Consider the following 19,225-nt stretch of genomic DNA (forward strand, 5'->3'; position numbering starts at 1 on the left):
CTGAAGAAGGGGACTCAAAGGACGTTAATTGGCAAAATCCAGCTGTTTCGAAACGGGGGACTGTCGCTCAACCGAAGCTCCAAGGCTCTGGAACAACTTCTCGATGCGGTCGTACCCTCTGTCAATATGATGCACTTGCTCAACAATCGTTTTCCCCTGGGCAGCAAGGCCGGCAATAACCAGAGCTGCACCTGCACGCAGGTCGGTTGCTTCAACTGTAGCTCCGTACAAACGCGGGACTCCACGGATAAAGGCTGCATTCAGATCGACCGAAATATCTGCACCCATGACGTTAAGTTCATCCACGTGCTTGAAGCGTCCCTCAAATACCGTCTCCTTCATTACACTGAACCCATCAGCCAAACTGAGCAAGACCATGATTTGCGACTGAAGGTCAGTCGGAAACGAAGGGTACGGTGATGTTACAATGCGATCCACGGATTTGGGACGGCTCATACAGCTCACCGTCATTATATCATTGCAGACCGTGATTTGAACACCAGTGCGCTTCAACACATGTATAAGGGAAGTAAGGTGTGCCGGGTTGCAGTGTGTCAGGGTAACATTGCCTCTTGTCGCTGCTGCTGCAATCATGACGGTACCGGCCACGATCCGATCAGGTATGATCTCGTAGGAACAAGGCTTCAGTTTCTCCACACCGTTAATCGTAATTGTATCGGTGCCGGCTCCAATTATACTTGCACCCATCGCGTTGAGAAAATGCTGCAAGTCCTGAATCTCAGGTTCTCTGGCTGCATTGAATATCGTTGTTGTGCCCTCAGCCGTAACGGCTGCCATCATGATATTTTCCGTGGCACCTACACTTGGGAAGTCCAGATGAATATCCGTTCCAACCAGCTTACGGCCCCTACAGATAATCTGTTGATCAAGCTCTTCAATTGATGCTCCGAGCGCTTCCAGGCCCCGGAGGTGAAGATCAATCTTGCGTTCTCCGATGGCACAACCACCTGGCTGGTATACGGATACTTGCCCAAACTTAGCCAGCAATGGCCCCATCAAGAAAATGGAAGAGCGCATCTGTTTCATCAGATCCTCAGGCACATCATATGACCGGATAGACGATGTATCAATCGTCACTGTTCCCTGTTCATGCCGACACGTGCATCCAAGCCGTTCCAGGATATACAGCATTACTTCAATGTCCAGCAAGTGTGGAACGTTGTGCAGTGTGACTTCTCCATCTGCCAACAAACTTGCAGCCATGATTGGTAAAGCGGCATTTTTTGCTCCATGGATGCGTATGGATCCTGAGAGGGGTTTCCCGCCTTCAATCACCAATTTGTCCAATGTATCACCTCCGGGGTTTACCGCTCACCCACTGGAAAGACTTCCGGTACCAGGTTATACCGTTTTGAGATGATATAGTTGCTATGAATTTGCTGCATAAGGGTGATAACGTCCTCTGCTGTAGCTTGACTGGACTGACAATCAAATTGGCATGCAAGATGGATACCTGTAGGCCTCCCGTGTTTACCCTTTGGCTCTGCTGTTTGAAACAGCCGGGCCTCTCGGTCACTGGGCGGATTTCGGAATACGCTGCCTGCGTACGCATATGAAGTGGCAAAACGTCTATGATTTTGGGCAAGCACAATCACCTTCCGAAACGACTTTGCGCTCATTATGCCGAACTGAATATACAGCTTCTGGCACAACACCTCTCCATTAATGCAGCACAGAGTGGCAATACGCAAATTCCCTGTCCTCCTTGCTGTAACGTACCCATTCGCCTGTCTCCAGCACAATCTCAGCGGATTGAAATATACGTGACACATCCGATCCACAAGCACCAGCGTTGAATGTACACAACTTCTGCCCGCAGGGCCCACTTCTTTTGGTACTAACCACAATCACCTTTAATAGTATGGAATGCTTCTGCCGTTACGCATAAATCATGCTGCTCAACATCCATGGAAGTATCCCCTGCTATACGACAAAAACCGTGATGCGGCGCCTTGGAACGATTGTCACAATTTATACGGTATCTTATGTCAGTCCTGCCTTGTGTGTGACAATCGCCCAGAACACACTTTACCTGCGTACAGCAAGCCTTTGAATCTCCTTCACCAGCACCTCGGCTGCATCCGGCTTGCCAAGTTCCCGAGAAGCAGCGGCCATGCGTTTGCGGGCCGCTTCATCATTCATAATGCGGGCAATGGCCTCATATAACGCTTTTCCCGACAGATCCTTCTCCAGCATCGTGACTGAAGCTCCGCCACCTTCCAGTGTACGCGCATTCGCTTCCTGATGATTATTCGTCACGTTAGGTGACGGTATCAAAATGGACGGAATGCCAAGCGATGTAATTTCGGCCAGGAATGACGCTCCTGCACGATTCACAATCAATGAGGTACAAGCGAGAACCTCAGGCATATTATGCACATAAGGAAGCACATGCAAGTGGTTTGGCATCGTTCCAAGTGAACTGCGTATCGCTTCACGTGTTTCGTCAAAATAGGATTCACCCGTAACATAAACGACGTGTACATCGTCCAGCTTCTCCAGCATGGGAGCCATGTCCACCATCGCTTTATTGATGGCCTTTGCCCCGCGGCTGCCTCCAACAACCAGCACAACCCGGCTGTCCATGGGCACGCCCAGTGTGGCAAATCCTCGATCACGGCTGGCCTTGGCAACCGTGGTTGCCCTCGGATTACCCGTATACACGACTCTTTTCGCTCCCGAAAAAGCCTTCTCGGAACCTTCGAAGCTAACTGCAACGGTATCCACATAACGAGTAAGGAACTTGTTGGTTAAGCCGGGGATCGCATTTTGTTCATGAATGACACTTGGAATCCCCAGTTTGGCAGCTGCATAAACCACAGGTCCACATACATAGCCGCCTGTCCCGATCACCACATCAGGTTTGAATTCCTTCAGCATTTTCTTCGATTTTCGGACGCCCTGAATAAAACGCATAACGGTCTTCAGATTGTCCACGGACAACTTCCGTCGAAACCCTGTAATATCAATGGATTGAAAAGGAATGTTCTCCTGTGGCACTAACTTGCTCTCCAGTCCACGGGTTCCTCCAATATATAAAAATGTCGAGTCCGGATTCTCCGCCTCACATTGTCTTGCTATGGCAACGGCCGGATAGATATGTCCACCGGTACCGCCGCCGCTTAGTACGACTCGCATCGCATAGTCACCTCGCATAACGTGATAAGTTTAACAGTATCCCTAGTGCTGTCAGCATCAAGGTCAGAGATGATCCGCCATAACTGATCAGCGGTAGGGTTATTCCGGTAACGGGCATGAGCCCGATGACTACGCCGATATTGATAATGACTTGTACAGCCACCATGCCGATAATGCCTACACCCAGCAAACTGCCAAAAGCATCCGGTACTGTCATCGCAACTCGCATACCTCTCCAGACCAGTACCAGAAACAGTAGAAGTACAATGAGTCCGCCAATAAACCCGAGCTCTTCAGCCAGTATGGAAAAAATGAAATCCGTTTGCGGTTCGGGCACATAGCTGTATTTTTGCCGGCTCATCCCAAGGCCCAGACCTGCCAGGCCACCCGGTCCGATTGCGTATAACGATTGTATGATTTGATAGCCGGCACCCAGCGGATCGGACCATGGGTCGAGAAAAGCCGTTATTCGTTTCAACCGGTAAGGAGCCGCCGCAATCAATGCAGCAAACCCAGCAACGCCGCCAAGGGCAAGCAGCAGCAAATGTTTCATTCTCGCGCCTGCCGTAAAAATGATCAGCATGGATGCACCCATCATGACCGTGCCTGTCCCCAAATCGGGCTGCAGCATAATAATGCCGAAGGCGAGACCTATCAATCCAAGCGGGGGCAACAATCCGGTTGTGAATGTTTTAATTTTTCCCGGTTCCTTGCTCAGCCAGTGGGCCAAAAACAAAATCATGCCCAGCTTCATGAATTCAGAGGGCTGAATACCAAACGATCCAATGCCAAGCCAGCTTCGTGCTCCGCCGCGGACCACGCCGATCCCGGGAATTAACACCGCAATCAGCATAATAAAACAGGCGATCAATATCGGTTTAGCATATTTCCGCCAGACCCGGTAATCCACATTGGCTGTGACAAACATGGCAGCCAGTCCGAGTCCAGCAAATAACAACTGTCTTTTGACAAAATAAAATGAATCGCCATAGTCATGAAAAGCAAGCACCGAGCCCGCACTATAGACCATAATAATGCCGATGGCAAGCAATGCCACAATACAAATCAGGAGCCAGATATCCGGCGCCGGTCGCGTCTGTTTCATCAGGAGGCCACCCCTTGCATGGAAGTAGGGGCTTTTCCACCCCCCTACTTACAAGTTATGCGCCGCCTCTTTAAAAATGCGTCCCCGCTCCTCATAAGAAGCAAACATGTCCCAACTTGCACACGCCGGTGAGAGCAAGACTATATCACCAGGCGCTGCAAGCCGCGACGCTTCCTGTACTGCAGCGGTTAACGTCTGGGCAGCATCATCCTCATTATCGACGACCTTAATTTGCTTTAATCCCGCCAGTTCCGCGACCTTGGCGATTTTCTCACGTGTTTCGCCGAGAGCCACAACCGCTTTTACCCGTTCCTGGAATAAGGGGAGCAGCTCCATCATGTCTGAACCCCGATCCAGTCCTCCGGCGATCAGCACGACCGGATCCTTGAAGGAGTTCAACGCCATGACGGTTGCCTTCGAATTGGTAGCCTTGGAATTGTTGTAGTACTTGGCGCCATTGTGCTCCAGCACATACTCCAAACGGTGTTCAACCCCTTTGAATTCGGACAGGGGTTCCTCAAGCACAGCGGGATCGGCACCTGCCGCTACTGCAATGGCTACCGCAGCCAGCGCATTCCCAACATTAAATTGTCCTGGTATTCCAATGTTCTCAACGTCTATAACGATGTGATGGTTTCCTTGACCGTCGGCATATACCACCTGGCGTCTCACATCATCCTCTTCTCCATCCACGTAAGGAGGATCGACGTATACGCCCGCTTCCAGCTTCTCAGTCATGGAGAACGGAAGCAGCCTGCTTTTAATATAAGGAACCAATTCCCGGCATACGGGATCATCCCAGTTCAGCACGGCTACGTCATCCGCAAGCTGATTGGCAAAGATTTTAGCTTTGGAAGCGATATAGTCATCCATATCCCCGTGATAATCCAGATGCGTTTCTGTAACATTAAGCAGACTTGCAATCCGTGGACGGAAATGGACAGTTCCCTTAAGCTGGAAACTACTAAGTTCAACGACCATCCAGTTATCGGCCGTAGCTTGTTCTGCCGCCTCGCTGAGTGGTGTACCGATATTACCGGCCACAATCGGGTTCAAGCCTGCATGCTCCAGCATGTTGCCGACCCATGTGGTTGTCGTTGTTTTCCCGTTGGAACCTGTAATCCCAATCATCGGTGCTGCACAGAGGTGATAAGCCACTTCCACTTCCGTTACAACCTCAATTCCAAGGGAAAGAGCCTGCTGTACTGGTGGCGCCTGATAAGGGATGCCCGGGTTTTTAACCACAAGCTTCACACCCTCATGAATCAGATCATCGGGATGGCCCCCGCATACAACAGAAATTCCCAAAGCCTCCAATTCGGATGCTTCGGGACACTGTTCCCTCTCTTTTTTATCATTCACTGTGACTTTCGCTCCCGCACGGTCCAGCACCTTGGCAACTTGCACGCCACTCTTTGCCAGTCCGAGCACAACAACCTGTTGACCGCGATATGATTCAGGATGGTTCATGATTTACAACCCCTTGTTGAGATAAAGTCCGAGCGCAGCCAAAATAGCACCAACTGCCCAAAAAGTAATAACAACCCGCCATTCCGACCATCCGCTTAATTCAAAGTGGTGGTGAATAGGACTCATTTTGAATACACGCTTGCCCCGGGTCTTGAATGATACCACTTGAATAATAACGGATAGAATCTCGATGACGAACACACCACCAATGATTACAAAAAGAAGCTCCGTCTTCGTAACAATGGCAACGGCACCAATGGCACCACCAATACCTAGTGAGCCCGTGTCTCCCATAAACACTTTGGCCGGATGCGCATTGTATACAAGAAAACCAAGCACAGCACCAATCATGGCTGCTGCACATACCGCTGCCGGCATAGACGTCGCCTGCATCGCTACAATTGCAAACGCCCCAAACGCAATAGCACTGATTCCGGACAGCAAGCCATCCAGTCCATCCGTAAAGTTAACGGCATTGGTGATCGCAAGCATCATGAACACGACAAACGGATAATAGAACCATCCCGTCCAGTCGAAGGAGACGGATGTTCCAGGGATCGAGATCGCTGTGCTGTGCCCATTTTGAATGAGCAGGAAACACATCACGGCACTGAAAAACAGCTGTCCCAACATTTTTTGTCTGGCGGTCAGTCCCAGAGAACGTTTGAATACAATCTTGATATAGTCATCCAGGAAGCCGATCAGGCCAAAACCGAGCGTAGCCACGAGCAGCACATAGAAATCCGTATTTTTGACTGCTGAAAATTTCAAAAAGGCTAATGTAAAAGCAAGCAGGATCACAACCCCGCCCATCGTCGGCGTCCCGCTCTTTTTCAGATGGCTCTGCGGCCCGTCTTCCCGAACCTGCTGTCCGAATTTCATTCGGCGAAGTAATGGAATCAATAGCGGTGCAGCAATCACCGCCAAAATAAATGAAACGCCGATTGTTAACAGTAATACCTGAAAATCCATGGGTTCACCCCTCTAGTCTACTCAATTCTGTAATGATGCTATTTTTAGTGATTCGACCACGTCCTCCAGCTTCATGCCCCGGGAGGCCTTGAACAAAACGACGTCTCTGGGATGCAATTTTTCCAGCAGGTAACGGGTCATCTCTTCCTTGTTTTCAAATGCATGTACGGCTTCTGCCGGCATGTGCAGTTTTGCACCCTCAGCTATATTCACCGATAACGGTCCATAGGTTAGCACCATGTCCATTTTCCCAGGCGTAATATACTCTCCGATACCACGGTGAAGCTCCTCTTCCTGAGGTCCAAGTTCCAACATGTCTCCAAGTACGGCTACTCGAGAGCGATAACCTTTGAGTCCATCCAACACATCAATAGCTGCTTTCATCGACGTTGGACTTGCATTGTAGGCATCATTAAGCATCGTCAGTCCGCTGACTCCTTGAATAACCTCAATACGCATGCCCGTCAGTTTCAAGCTGGATAACCCGGAAGCAATCTGTTCGGCTGTTACACCAAAGTGACGTGCAACTGCAAGTGCAGCCAGACAGTTAACGACATTGTGTGTACCCAGCAGAGGAAGCGTAAGTGCTTGTTCCCCCAACTGTTTTGTCGTGAAAACAACACCGTTCTGCGCATTCATGAGTCCTGTCGGGTAATCATCATTGTCTGTCTGAAGTCCAAATGTAAATCGTTTCATTCCCTCGGGCTGCTTCGTTTCCGCTTCAGCCAGAACCTGCTTAATCAACGGCTCGTCTCCGTTATAAATTAACAGGCCACCTGGTTTCATGCCTGCAGCAATTTCGGCTTTTGCTCTGGCAATCTCCAGCCTGGAGCCAAGCTGCAGCAGATGGGATTCACCAATATTCGTAATGATGGCGATATCCGGCTGAGCAATCAAAGACAACGCCTCAATTTCTCTGCGGCCGCTCATGCCCATTTCCAGAATCACAATCTCGGTATCTTGTTCCATGCTTAGCACCGTAAGCGGGAGTCCGATATGATTGTTGAAGTTTCCCTGCGTCTTATGCACCTTAAATTTGGTAGAGAGAATGGCATCCACAATGTCCTTGGTTGTTGTTTTGCCATTGCTGCCGGTAATACCCACCACGGAAGTTTGGCTCTCTGCCAGATAAGTAGATGCAAGCCCCTGCAGGGCTGCCAGCGTGTCTTCAACGACGATGACTGCTCCTCCCTGCGGGGGAAAACCATGGTCATTCTGCCATAACGCCCCTGCGGCTCCCTTTTCTAAACAAGCTTGCACAAATTCGTGTCCGTCAAATCTCTCACCGACAAGCGGGATAAACAAACTGCCTTCTACTGGCTTGCGTGAATCCGTAAATACACCTTCAACGCGGATGTCACCGTAAGCAGTGTAGTCGTTTAGTGTTCCTCCGCACATTTCGGCCAATTGCGCTAATGTTCTTTTTATCAATTGGATTTGCCCCTTATCGCCTCTTTGGCTATGATCCGATCATCGAAATCCGTTTTGGTTGTTCCGATAATTTGATAGGTCTCATGACCCTTGCCCGCAATCAATACTACATCGGCTGGGCTTGCCATTTCAATAGCTTCATGTATTGCCTGACGACGATCTACGACCATGAGATAACGATCAGATGGTACGCCTTCTTCTACCAGACCTACTTCAATATCTTTGAGAATCAGATCCGGATCCTCTGTGCGTGGATTGTCAGAAGTTACAAAAACAATGTCACTATACTTCGCTGCAATTTTCCCCATTAATGGACGTTTGGTCCGATCCCGGTCTCCCCCACATCCAAATACACAGATGACTCGCCCTTCAGCAAACTCTTTTACCGTTCGCAATACGTTTTCCAAGCCGTCTGGTGTATGAGCGTAGTCCACAATAACTGCAAATGACTGACCTTCGTCTACGGCTTCAACACGTCCATCCACACCAGGAACCGTCTCAAGACTGCGTTTAATCTCTTCCAAGGGTACTCCTTCAACAAGTGCAGCAGAGATAGCTGCCATGGCGTTATATACGTTGAATTTCCCTACCATGCGCAAGTTAATGTCTGTACTGCCTGCGAATGTCTCCACATGGAAAGACGTGCCCTGCGATGTAATCGAGATGTTGGATGCCCGTACATCAGCATTATCTTCCATGCCATATGTAATGACTTCAGCTGCAGTCACTGATTTGAAATAATTGGCCGATGGATCGTCAGCGTTAATGACCGCAAATTTGCGACGGGAGACGTCTTCTGCAAACTCGTTGCCAAGTCTTGCAAAGAACAGGCCTTTTGCTGCGCGGTACTCTTCCATGGAATTATGATAGTCCAGATGATCTTGAGTCAAGTTGGTGAATACCGCAGTACGGAAATTGGTTCCTTTTACACGTCCCTGCTCCAGCGCATGTGAGGAGACCTCCATTACGCAGCAGTCCGTCCCCGCTTGAACCATATCATACAGACTGCGCTGCAGATCGAGTGCTTCTGGTGTAGTTCCCGACATTGGATAGGTCCGCCCGTCGTAACGCATTTGAATGGTACCAATCAAACCTGTCTTCTGTCCATGATCACTCATGATCTTTTCAATCAGATAGGTGGTGGTTGTCTTTCCGTTCGTTCCCGTTACACCAATCATATTCATCTTATGGCTTGGTGAGTCAAAGAAAGAGTCTGCAAGGACTGCCATTGCAAAACGACTGTCTTTGACCAGCAGCTGCGGTACAGGTAGTTCCAGTTGTCGTTCCACGACCAGTGCTACCGCTCCGGCATTCACTGCTTTTTCCGCATAATCATGTCCATCTACCGTATGCCCCGGAAGACAGATAAACAGATCTCCCGGTTGAACCTGGCGGGAATCTGTCTGTAAGTTTTGGCACTCTGTATTAGGCTCGCCAATCAGGCGTGCAGTTGTCAGCTTCGATGCAAATTGTTTTAAAAGCACATGAATAACCTCACTTCTCCAAGTTTACTTCTGCTCAAGGCATTTACTTTTTATTAATATCGTCCATATAGCCATTTAATGAAACGCAACTTTTTGAATTTTGTTGCGCTAGGACTTGGAGCCGGTTAAGGCTCCTGTCCTGCTTCCCCTGTATGATCGTGTGCTTCTTTCAGCACATCACTCATATAGATTCGTATGGTAGAGCCCTGCTCCACCCTTGCTCCTGGCTTCGGAGCCTGGTTAATTACGTACTTCCCGCTGCCGGACTTTGCCAGCATAAAGTTCATGTTGAGATCTTCATACAGATCTTCTACCGTTGCACCTGTGAGATCGGGAACCGTAACAATTTTGGTTTCGCCATACTTGTATTCTTTTGCAACCTGATCCTTGCGCACAGGAACATTCATATAGTGCAGCGAGTCTTCAAGAATATTCTGTACAATCGGAGCTGCAACGACACCCCCGAACTGAATCCCTTTTGGATTATCGACAGCCGTGTACACTACGATCTGTGGATCATCTGCCGGAGCAAAGCCAATAAAGGATACAATATGCTCGGTAGAGGAATAACGTCCGTTAATAACCTTCTGGGCTGTACCTGTTTTGCCTCCTACCCGATATCCGTCGATGAAGGCCGGTCTTCCTGTGCCTTTTGCAACAACACTTTCCAAAGCCTCACGAACCTGCTTGGATGTGTCTTCCGAAATGACCTGCCGCACAAGTTCCGGCTTGACTTCTTCCATCACTTCACCCGTTTCGGGATGAACCCACGCTTTGGTTACATAAGGTTTGTAGAGCTTGCCTCCATTGATGGCAGCCGAGACGGCCGCCACTTGCTGAATAGGTGTAACCGAAACGCCTTGCCCAAAGGCTGTTGTCGCAAGCTCCACAGGACCCACACGGGACAGCTTGAACAAGATACCACTTGCCTCGCCGCTCAGATCAATACCTGTTTTGGTCCCAAATCCAAAGTCTTTGATGTAAGAAAACAACGACTCTTTACCTAGCTTTTGACCTAGAGCGACAAACCCGGGATTGCAGGAGTTTTCCACGACTTGCAGGAAGGTTTGACTCCCATGGCCGCCTTTTTTCCAGCAGCGCAGCCGGGCACCTCCAACCTCAACATATCCTGGATCAAAGAACTGATCCTGCTGCAGATTCACCTTCTTCTCTTCCAATGCTGCCGCCAAAGTAATGATTTTAAAAGTTGAACCCGGTTCGTATGTCATCCATATCGGTAAATTCCGGTTATAGATTTCAGACGGATACTGCTGGTAATCCGCTGGTTCATACCCTGGTCTGCTGGCCATGCCGAGGACTTCACCCGTCTTCGGGTTCATGGCGATAGCCAGAGCGGAGTTTGCCTGGAATTTGACCATGGCCTGATCCAGTTCCCTTTCCATAATGGATTGGATCGATTTGTCGATCGTCAGCTCCAGGTTAAGACCATCTCTTGGTTCCACATACTTCTCAGATGAGCCCGGCATAAGCCTTCCGGCCGCATCGGACAAGTAGGACACACTGCCATTTAAACCGGTCAACTTCTCATCATACCTTTTTTCCACCCCAGTCAATCCCTGGTTATCAATCCCCGTAAAACCAAGAATGTGAGCGGCCAGATCATCATAAGGATAGAATCGTTTATTATCCTCTGCAACAACGATACCCGGAAGCTTCAAATCACGAATGCGCTGAGCTTTCTCCATCGTAATTTTGCGGCCGCCGGGTTGTAGTCGTACAATCAGTTCTCTTTTCTTGATGGTTGCCAGCACTTTCTCTTCAGTCATTCCAAGTAAAGGGGCTAGTGCCTTCGCTGTAGTTTCCGCTTCCTTCACTTGAGCCGGAATCGCCATAATCGTCGGTGTAGTTACATTATAGGCAAGAGAGGTACCATTGCGATCCAGGATCTCTCCCCGTTTGGCTGAGTATGGAATGTTCCGCCGCCAGGACTCCTCCGCTTTCGCAGACAATTCCGGGCCTTTCCCGAGTTGTACATAAGCAAGCCTGATCACCAGGGCCGAAAATAACAATACCAAAATGAGCAAACTCCATAACAGCCTGCGCCGTAAATTTACACTTGAACCCTTCACGAAAAGATCCCCCCACTCGTCCCAAAATCATGACCTCGTTCATTCATGAATATTCGGGACAACCGGGGGTTAGAACAAGCTATAAATTCAATGGTTATGGGAGGACCGGATCAATCGCGGCACCAGAAGACGAGTCCGTCTCATTGGTTGGAGCCTCGGTTCCATCCGAGTTCCCCGTTTCTTCTGTCTTGCTGGACTCTTCTGCTGTCCCCTCTTCCTCCAATGCAGCATCTGAAGACTCAGGATCTTCATCCGCTATGCCGGTTACTGCGGCCTTGGCAGTCTGCAATGTGAGCTGTATGGTCCGCTGTTCCCCGGAGACCTGCTCCTTTTGACTCACGACATAACCCTCACCCTTGACAATCACTCCCACTTTCATGAGTGAAAGAACTTCCATGGCATCCCGAAGCGATTCGCCTGTGAGATCAGGAACTTTCATACTGCTGCTGTCTTCCGTAAGCAGATAGATTCTCTGACCTGGGTTCATAAATTCGCCTGCCGCAGGGTACTGACGAATAACACTCTCGCCCTTCCCTAGGGTCTCGTAAGCAATTCCTGCGTTCAGAAGGTGGCTTCTAGCCTGTTTGGCTGTTTTCCCAGTCAAGTCAGGAGTCTTCGTCTGAACGATGGTAGCTGCCTTTTTGTCCGAGGTCTTTGTTGTATCTTTCGGAACACCCATATATTGCAGAGTTTGACTGACAATCTTTTTGAATACAGGAGCAGCTGCAGCCCCACCACCAATGTTGGTTCCACTCGGTTGGTCAATGACGACCAGCATCGCAATTTTTGGATTGTTTACAGGAGCAAATCCGATAAACGAAACGACGTCTTTGGTTTTACTATATTCCCCGTTCACCCATTTTCTTGCTGTACCCGTTTTACCGGCCACCCGGTATCCTTCTATATAGGCGTTACGCCCAGTACCGATCTGCTGGTCTGCTACAACCTGTTCCAAATAGCCACTTACCAGTTTTGCAGATTCCTTGGAGATGACCTGACGAACCTCTTTTGGTTTGGTCACTTCAGTTGTTCCGTCATTTGGATTGATGATTTCCTTCACCAGATGTGGAACCATCAGTTTCCCGCCGTTGGCAATGGCTGAGATGGCAGCCACCTGCTGAATCGGGGTTACTTGAACCAAACCGTGACCATAGGCTGCTGTTGCAATTTCGGACTTATAAACCAATGGTTTGATCGGTGAAGCAGACTCGCTCGGCAGATCAATCCCCGTTTTTTGGCCGAATCCGAATTCGTCTATGTAATGACGCAGACGTTCGCCGCCAAGCATGTTGTAACCGAGATTAACAAAGGCAACGTTACTTGAACGTTTGACGCCTTCGAGATAGGAAATCTGACCATAAGCGTGGCCATTATCACTAATCGAAAATCCCCCAATGTTGATCCGTTTGGACTCAAACGTCGCGTTTGGATCAAACAGCTTCTCTTCTACAGCACCAGCCAATGTAACAATCTTAAATGTTGAGCCTGGTTCGTAGATGGACTGTGTCGCATGGTTAATGAAATCTTTTTGGTCCGGGGTTTCCCAGTACGTATTGGGATTAAAATTCGGCCAGTTCGCCATGCCCAATATTTCCATCGTGTTTGGATCTGCTGCAATGACGGTCATACTGAGCGGATTATACTGAGCAACTGCTTCCTTAATGGCATCTTCAATGTAAAATTGAATGGTATCATCAATCGTCAGCTTCAGGTTATTTCCGTTTTGAGGTGGAAGATAGTTGTCCTGAGAATCTGGAAGCTTGATGCCTTTGGCATCCTTTTGGTAGTTCAGGTAACCATCAGTGCCCGTCAGTTCTTCATCATACGAAACTTCAAGCCCGTTTACAGCTTTACCGTCACGACTCATGTAACCCAGAAGATGCGAAGCAAGGGTTTCTTCCGGATAAAAGCGCTTCGATTCCTGTGCCATTACGATAGCGTTCTGAGCCTTGTACTCTTCCTTCAGTTCTTCCCTCAGCGCAGTTACTTTAGCTGCCAATTCCGGGCTGATTTTGTAACCCTCACTTCGCACCTCACGCTGTTTGTAAAATTCCCCTTTTTTATCTTTGGCAGTCACCAAAGCACGCATTTCACTTTCATTCTTGCCAAGTATTGCAGACAGTTTTGTCGTGACAACATCTTCAATCCCAAGCTCATTGATCATCTCGGGATTGACCGATACCGTATATGCCGGCGCATCTGTTGCCAGAATGTTGCCGTTCCGATCCGTAATAGACCCCCGGCTTGCCTTAATCGTCTGCTCACGTTCAACCAGCTCGGATGCATATCCTTGCCAGGTACTGCTGTTTACCACTTGTATAAAAAAGATTCGGGTTATCAGTACAAGAAAAAAGAGGGTAATACATCCCCCTATAAGCAGCGTGCGCATCTTTATTCTTTTTACCATCGGTACACCTCTTTACTTACTTGCTGTATCCGAAGACGACTCTGTATCCTGTGAGCTCGTTACACCTGTTGAACGAGGCACGATTATAACGTCTTTGCCGGACGCTTCTACATAGCCAAGTTTGCGGGCATTTTCAATAACCAAATTGTTTAGTCTTTCCTTTTCAACCTGCAGGTCTGCGATGGTTTTCTCCGCTTCTCTTGTCTCGGACAACGTTGATTGAGCCTGCTTGTTCAGATCATAGATATGAGCATAACGCCACATCAGTGCACCACCGATAACGATACAGACGATCAATGTCATCAGGTACAAGAATTTCTCTCGTGCAGGAAGACCCGTACGACGAGTGACCACTTTGGTGGTTTCCTTGTACCGCTGCTGCGTCACACGTTCTTGGGTTGCTTTTTCTTTCACTGCAAGGTTACCACGTGTATATGCCATACAAAGACTCTCTCCTTCGCTCTTGGTTTACAGTTTCTCGGCTACGCGCAGTTTAGCTGAACGTGCACGGGAGTTCTCGGCCAGTTCCGTATCCGTCGGAATCAGCGGTTTTCTGTTGACTAAACGCAGTACACCTTTACCGCCGCACACGCATAACGGAAAGTCAGGCGGGCACGTACACTTCTCCAGATAACTGCTGAATATTTGCTTGCAAATCCGATCCTCAAGCGAGTGAAAGGTAATAACAGATACACGTCCACCTGGTGCAAGACACCGAACCGCCTGATGCAATGCTTCCTCAAACGCACCCAGCTCATCATTCACTGCAATCCGCAAAGCCTGAAAACTGCGCTTCGCCGGATGTCCACCTGTACGGCGAGCAGCAGCCGGGATGCCTTCCTTAATCAATTCCACTAGCTCTCCTGTGGTCTCGATAACAGCCTGGCTTCGTTTTTCCACAATGACGCGGGCAATTCTTCTTGAAAACTTTTCTTCACCATAACGATATAAAATTCGGGCAATCTCCTCTTCAGGCCATTCGTTGACAATCTCTTTGGCTGTCAGAAATGCATCCTGATCCATCCTCATGTCCAGCGGAGCATCGTGATTGTAACTAAATCCACGTTCTCCTTCATCGAATTGAGGTGATGACACACCCAAATCGTACAAAATGCCATCCACCTGTGGCACGCCGTCCTTCATTGGGACATCCAGTTCTTTCAGAACCTGCTCCAGATCACGGAAATTCGTTTTTACAAGCGTGATGCGATCTCCATAGGAAGCAAGCTTCTCGCGTGCATTATCCAATGCCCAATCATCCTGATCCAGTGCGATAAGCCTTCCCCCTGGACCGAGCTTGGAAGCAATGACGGAACTATGTCCTCCTCCACCTAAAGTGCAGTCCACGTATATACCGTCCTGCTTGATGTTTAATCCCTCTGTTGCCTCTTCTTTGAGTACGGTTATGTGGTGAAACAACCTGCACCCCTCCTGACTTTATAGATCAAAATTAAAATCGACTAGCTTTTCGGCAATGTCGTTGAATGCTTCCTCGGATTGATTGAAATAACTCTCCCATATGCCTTTGCTCCAGATCTCCACCCGGTTCGACACGCCAAGAACAACACAATCCTTGTCCAATTTGGCATATTCCCGTAAATTGCCCGGTAAATTTACCCTACCCTGTTTGTCCAATTCACATTCGGTAGCACCCGAGAAAAAAAACCGGGTAAACGCACGTGCATCCGACTTCATCAAGGGCAGTGCTTTGAGCTTCTGTTCCATGACCCCCCACTCCTCCATAGGGTACACGAAAAGACATTGGTCCAAACCCCGTGTGACAACGAAAGACGGTCCCAGAGATTCGCGGAATTTGGCCGGAATAATAACCCGACCTTTGTCATCAATGCTATGTTGGAACTCCCCCATAAACATTGGCCCACTCACTCCTCACCCGTTTCTCCCACTTTGCCCCACTTTCCACCACCTAAGCATAATAGATTCGCACTAAAAAATCAAAACCCTTCTTGCTTGCTTCATTTTTTTCAATTTGCTTCATAAGAAAAACGCCTTTGATCCTCTTGCTCAGGATCAAAGGCGTTTCCCCGGTACCGGTTATTCTACTTACAATCGCTAATGAGCCATATCATCAATACACTATTCTAAACCCTTTGAATCAGTTCATCAGCTTGTAATTATTGGGTTTCCTTAAAACTTCCAGCTATCCAAATATTTCTCCTGTTCTGCTGACAACGAATCAATAGAGATATTCAGGCTTTCCAGTTTGTAGCTGGCAACTTGCTGGTCAATTTCATAAGGTACGTTAACAACAGTTTTACCCAATGCAGCGTAATTCTCGCTAACATAACGCAATCCCAAAGCCTGCAATGCAAACGTCGTGTCCATAATCTCAGCAGGGTGACCATCAGCTGCACCCAGATTCACGAGACGGCCTTCTGCAAGAAGGTACATTTTACGTCCATCTTTGAAACGATACTCTTCAATATTGCGACGCACAGTGCGGATGGACTCTGAACGTTTGGCAAGCTCAGGTTTATTCACTTCCACATCGAAATGCCCTGCATTGCTCAAAATTGCTCCGTCTTTCATCACATCATAATGTTCCCCTGTGATCACGTCTTTATTGCCGGTAACAGCGATGAAGAAATCGCCCAATTTGGCTGCTTCCACCATCGTCATGACTCGGAAACCGTCCATATGCGCTTCAACCGCTTTAATTGGATCGATTTCAGTTACAATGACATTGGCGCCCAGACCTTTGGCACGCATCGCCACACCTTTACCACACCAGCCGTATCCTGCTACAACCACATTTTTTCCAGCTACCACCAGGTTGGTTGTACGGATAATGCCATCAAAGGCAGATTGGCCTGTGCCATAACGGTTGTCGAACAGGTATTTGCAATAAGCGTCATTAACCGCAACCATCGGGAATTGCAGTTGTCCTTCTTTCGCCAAAGCTTTCAGACGGATAATACCTGTTGTCGTTTCCTCTGCGCCTCCACGAATCGTAGCCGCAAGGTCAGGGCGTTCGGAAGCGATAATGGTTGCAAAGTCGCCGCCGTCATCAATAATCAGGTCGGGTTTAACTTCCAATGCACGAAGCTGGAGCTGCTTGAACTCTTCTGGCCCCGGATTGTATTTGGCATACACTGTAACACCATCTTCTACAAGAGCCGCACATACATCATCCTGAGTTGACAGCGGGTTACTGTGTGTAATGGTCACTTCTGCGCCGCCAGCCTGAATGACTTTTGCCAGGTAAGCTGTTTTGGCTTCAAGGTGAAGGCAAATGGCAACCTTTAATCCTTTGAAAGGAAGATCCTGCTCAAATTGGCGACGAATGCGGTTCAATACAGGCATATGTGCTTCAACCCAGTCAATTTTCAAGTGTCCTTCTGAGGCGAGTCCCATATCTTTAACAATACTGTTTTGCAGTGCAGGTGTAGTCATGCCCATCCTCCTCGTTTATCTGTGTTTCTTCTATTATAAAGGTCTGCTGAACCACACAGTTACAGTTCAATCACTTGATGTTGACCCCGGAATTCACGTCCGCTCTCAATGAGCTCCTGAATCCACTTGGTTCCATAACGGTTCAAGTAGTAGAGCGCATTGTGCACTCGTTCCTGTGGTTTGTTCATAGGAAAGAGCGAGTTCTGTATGCCGTTCCAATGTCTGAGGCCAACCTCATGTTTATCCGCGATCGCCTTCTGTGTTTGCTTTTGCAGATATTGCATCTGTTCGTTAATCTTTTTCAGATTCGTATCACCGATCCGATCCAGTCCAGCGTGAATTTGCGCAAGTTGATCAAGCAATGGACGATAAAGCTCAGCAAAGGATTGCTGGACTTGCTCAAATTGCTCCTCGACCTGGAACGTTTCCTGTCCTGCGAGCCACTTCTCTCTTTTTTCTTCCATATGATATTGCACATCTTGGAAAGAGAGCTGGTACTGATTCATGTGCTTGTGATGGACATCCTCCAAAATGGTGAAGGACAACCTCGGCAGCAAGATGGGCATTTGCAGACCGAACTGGCGGAATGCGGTTCTGGTCAGTCCCCAGTATGCAATCTCACCTTGTCCCAATATCACCGCAGCTACAGGCAGCACGGAATCCTGCATTAACGGGCGGGTGAGTACATTATTACTGAATCGCTCGGGATGTTCCCTCAGCTCCTGAAGCAATCGTTCTTCTGTAAACGACACTAGCCCTTTTCGATCCGTGTACAAACCATCCTTCAGGAACAGGAGCAACCGGGTTTCATCATGGATATAAAACAAATTTGCTCCGTCTTCAGCGACTTCTGCCGGCATTGGATAGCCCGCTTCCTGTACCTTCGAAGCACCCTGCAAATAAGCTTCACGCAATGAACTATTCTCGCGAATCAATCGTTCGAATACAGGGCGTTCCAGTTCTCTTAATCCGGAATCCGCAGCATCCATTAGGACCAGTCCAGTACTGCCAAACAATGCCGACACCATTCTCGCAAAGGCATCACTAAGATTCGAGCTGGACTGATGGATCGAGACGAGCATCTCCATTAATCCTGGTTTATGTACAGTATCCGGCAGAAGATGCTCCACCTGCTCGATTACGTTCATCCATTGTTCCGTCTCAATCGTGACCCCGCTCACCGAATTTCGGCCATCGAACCGCCCATGCAGCTTGACCTTGGTCATTTCGCCCTTGTGACCGGGCAAATAGGTGTGATTCACTTCGTCCCAGTCATGGTCTTCACCAGCGATCCAAAATACGGGAACCACTGGTCGCTGGAGCTTGGCTTCAGCTTCACGGGCAGCTGCAACGACACTCGCGGCTTTGTAGATGACAAATAACGGCCCTGTCAACAAGCCGCTCTGCTGCCCACCAGTAACTACAAACGTACCTTTCTCGGCCAAACGTGCGATAGAATGATGTACGGCTTCGTGATCATTCAAACGTTTGTTATATATACGTAAATACTCTACCAGGTTCTCGCGATCCACACGTGTGTTCTCCGACTGATCCAGCCACTCGGCACGCGCATGAAGTCCGGACTCCCAGTGAATGTCATACTCGTAAAGGCCCCGCGCAGCATCACGTGAGCAGATGTAATCTTCTGCAAGTTGTGTTCCGCTGCGGAGTGCCTCGGTAATACCTTTCATGA

General features: G+C 48.7%; 15 protein-coding genes. All 15 read right to left on the reverse strand.

What is annotated here, in order from left to right; translation table 11 throughout:
* Positions 1 to 24 precede the first annotated feature (24 nt).
* The gene (gene murA, locus AC3RCI_RS20710; protein ID WP_336780573.1) at positions 25 to 1,308 is read right to left on the reverse strand and encodes a UDP-N-acetylglucosamine 1-carboxyvinyltransferase; all 1,284 of its coding nucleotides are present in this window, start codon (positions 1,306 to 1,308) and stop codon (positions 25 to 27) included.
* Between the two features lie 17 nt (positions 1,309 to 1,325).
* A complete protein-coding gene (locus tag AC3RCI_RS20715) occupies positions 1,326 to 1,712 on the reverse strand; it encodes a hypothetical protein (RefSeq protein ID WP_492471466.1) in 387 nt (128 codons plus the stop codon).
* Positions 1,713 to 2,049: 337 nt separating this feature from the next.
* Positions 2,050 to 3,159 (reverse strand): undecaprenyldiphospho-muramoylpentapeptide beta-N-acetylglucosaminyltransferase, encoded by a 1,110-nt coding sequence (murG, locus tag AC3RCI_RS20720; protein WP_095289972.1) that lies wholly within the window; start codon positions 3,157 to 3,159, stop codon positions 2,050 to 2,052.
* A 7-nt stretch (positions 3,160 to 3,166) separates the two neighbouring features.
* Complete coding sequence (spoVE, locus tag AC3RCI_RS20725; RefSeq protein ID WP_127537782.1) at positions 3,167 to 4,264, reverse strand: stage V sporulation protein E; 1,098 nt, start codon at positions 4,262 to 4,264, stop codon at positions 3,167 to 3,169.
* 48 nt (positions 4,265 to 4,312) lie between these two features.
* Positions 4,313 to 5,734 (reverse strand): UDP-N-acetylmuramoyl-L-alanine--D-glutamate ligase, encoded by a 1,422-nt coding sequence (gene murD / locus AC3RCI_RS20730; RefSeq protein WP_492471464.1) that lies wholly within the window; start codon positions 5,732 to 5,734, stop codon positions 4,313 to 4,315.
* 3 nt (positions 5,735 to 5,737) lie between these two features.
* Complete coding sequence (gene mraY, locus AC3RCI_RS20735) at positions 5,738 to 6,706, reverse strand: phospho-N-acetylmuramoyl-pentapeptide-transferase (protein ID WP_095289967.1); 969 nt, start codon at positions 6,704 to 6,706, stop codon at positions 5,738 to 5,740.
* Between the two features lie 21 nt (positions 6,707 to 6,727).
* On the reverse strand, positions 6,728 to 8,134 hold the full coding sequence (locus AC3RCI_RS20740; protein WP_492529965.1) for a UDP-N-acetylmuramoyl-tripeptide--D-alanyl-D-alanine ligase: 1,407 nt from the start codon (positions 8,132 to 8,134) through the stop codon (positions 6,728 to 6,730).
* A complete protein-coding gene (locus AC3RCI_RS20745; protein WP_336780569.1) occupies positions 8,134 to 9,621 on the reverse strand; it encodes a UDP-N-acetylmuramoyl-L-alanyl-D-glutamate--2,6-diaminopimelate ligase in 1,488 nt (495 codons plus the stop codon). The genes AC3RCI_RS20740 and AC3RCI_RS20745 overlap by 1 nt, the downstream gene beginning before the upstream one ends.
* A 125-nt stretch (positions 9,622 to 9,746) precedes the next feature.
* Positions 9,747 to 11,711: a stage V sporulation protein D gene (locus tag AC3RCI_RS20750; RefSeq protein WP_154895149.1), complete on the reverse strand. Its 1,965-nt coding sequence runs from the start codon at positions 11,709 to 11,711 to the stop codon at positions 9,747 to 9,749.
* A gap of 94 nt (positions 11,712 to 11,805) precedes the next feature.
* Complete coding sequence (locus AC3RCI_RS20755; RefSeq protein ID WP_492526187.1) at positions 11,806 to 14,118, reverse strand: penicillin-binding transpeptidase domain-containing protein; 2,313 nt, start codon at positions 14,116 to 14,118, stop codon at positions 11,806 to 11,808.
* Positions 14,119 to 14,130: 12 nt separating this feature from the next.
* Positions 14,131 to 14,559: a hypothetical protein gene (locus AC3RCI_RS20760; RefSeq protein ID WP_154895146.1), complete on the reverse strand. Its 429-nt coding sequence runs from the start codon at positions 14,557 to 14,559 to the stop codon at positions 14,131 to 14,133.
* A gap of 27 nt (positions 14,560 to 14,586) precedes the next feature.
* Complete coding sequence (rsmH, locus tag AC3RCI_RS20765; protein ID WP_095289960.1) at positions 14,587 to 15,537, reverse strand: 16S rRNA (cytosine(1402)-N(4))-methyltransferase RsmH; 951 nt, start codon at positions 15,535 to 15,537, stop codon at positions 14,587 to 14,589.
* An 18-nt stretch (positions 15,538 to 15,555) separates the two neighbouring features.
* The gene (mraZ, locus tag AC3RCI_RS20770; RefSeq protein WP_017687291.1) at positions 15,556 to 15,993 is read right to left on the reverse strand and encodes a division/cell wall cluster transcriptional repressor MraZ; all 438 of its coding nucleotides are present in this window, start codon (positions 15,991 to 15,993) and stop codon (positions 15,556 to 15,558) included.
* 273 nt (positions 15,994 to 16,266) lie between these two features.
* Positions 16,267 to 17,532, reverse strand: coding sequence for an adenosylhomocysteinase (locus AC3RCI_RS20775; protein ID WP_095289956.1), 1,266 nt, complete (start codon positions 17,530 to 17,532; stop codon positions 16,267 to 16,269).
* A gap of 59 nt (positions 17,533 to 17,591) precedes the next feature.
* A complete protein-coding gene (gene bshC / locus AC3RCI_RS20780; RefSeq protein ID WP_492526189.1) occupies positions 17,592 to 19,223 on the reverse strand; it encodes a bacillithiol biosynthesis cysteine-adding enzyme BshC in 1,632 nt (543 codons plus the stop codon).
* Positions 19,224 to 19,225 lie beyond the last annotated feature (2 nt).

This window comes from Paenibacillus sp. MT124 (assembly GCF_058792755.1).